Source organism: Zhongshania guokunii (assembly GCF_040892635.1).
Taxonomy (GTDB): Bacteria; Pseudomonadota; Gammaproteobacteria; order Pseudomonadales; family Spongiibacteraceae; genus Spongiibacter; species Spongiibacter guokunii.
In genome coordinates this window covers 1-1,258 of the sequence record NZ_JBFRYA010000039.1, presented here as the reverse complement: position 1 = coordinate 1,258, position 1,258 = coordinate 1, and the positions used below count along the sequence as shown (strand labels likewise).

Below are 1,258 nucleotides of genomic sequence, written 5' to 3'. Positions count from 1 at the left end.
TGTAGTGGCATAGTGAATTTGGCCACCTGATTAGAGGTGATATGATCACCTCTATAACGATACAGGTGATCAATGAGCAACCGTACAAGACCGACTTTTAGCCCAGAATTTCGATTGGAGGCAGCCCAGCTGGTTGTTAATCGGGGGCGCTCTATTCGAGATGCTGCAGAAGCGATGGGCGTGGGTAAATCCACCATGGACAAATGGGTTCGTCAGCTTCGAGCCGAGCGCAACGGTATTTCACCGCAAGCCACGCCGATGACGCCCGATCAGCTAAGAATCCGTGAACTTGAGAAACGACTCCGGCGAGTTGAGGAAGAAAAGGAAATTCTAAAAAAGGCTACCGCTCTCTTGATGTCAGACTCCCTGAACAATTCTCGTTAATCGAGAAGCTCAAAGAGAGCCACGCGGTGGCGTTAATTTGCGATGTGTTTGGGGTTAATCGCAGCAGCTATAAGTATTGGGTTAAGCGGCCTAGCATGCCGAGCTTAAAGCGAATCATGCTGCTCAGTGAAGTTCGGTCTGCGCACAAAGATAGCAATGGCTCCGCCGGTGCACGAACGATTGCAACCATCGTAACCGACAGGGGTATTCAGCTCAGCCGGTATCGCGCGACGCGATTAATGAAAGAACTGGAGCTTGTCAGCTGTCAATTACCCAGTCATCGCTACAGGAGAGCTAATCAGGAGCATATTGCCGTACCGAACAAGCTTGATCGAGAATTTGCAGTTAGTCAGCCGAATCAGGTTTGGTGCGGCGACGTAACGTATATTTGGTCGGGACAGCGCTGGGCTTATCTGGCGGTGGTGATAGATTTATATGCACGCAAGCCAATAGGCTGGGCGATGTCGTTATCACCCGATAGCGTGCTTACCGGCCAGGCATTGAGTATGGCTTTTGAAGCGAGGGGAAGACCCAAAGGAGTTATGTTTCACTCGGATCAAGGTAGCCATTATTCCAGCCGGAAATTTCGTCAACATTTGTGGCGCTATCAAATCGAGCAAAGCATGAGTCGTCGGGGTAACTGCTGGGATAATGCGCCGATGGAGCGATTCTTTAGGAGCTTAAAAACAGAGTGGGTTCCAACGCTGGGTTATCGAAATTTTACCGATGCTCAGCAATCAATTACGGAATACCTTGTTGGTTATTACAGCCAAACAAGACCACATCAACATAACCGTGGTTTAAGTCCCAATGCCGCCGAGGGGAAGTATTGGATTAGCCACTAAACCGTGGCCAGTTTTACTTGACCACTACA

At 49.4% G+C, this 1,258-nt stretch carries 1 protein-coding gene; it reads left to right on the top strand.

Annotated elements, in window-relative coordinates; translation table 11 throughout:
• Positions 1 to 72: 72 nt before the first annotated feature.
• A protein-coding gene (locus AB4876_RS19045) for an IS3 family transposase (protein ID WP_368383270.1) occupies positions 73 to 1,229 on the top strand; the annotation gives its coding sequence in 2 pieces (ribosomal slippage) (positions 73 to 331 and positions 331 to 1,229; 1,158 coding nt in all).
• Positions 1,230 to 1,258: the final 29 nt, after the last annotated feature.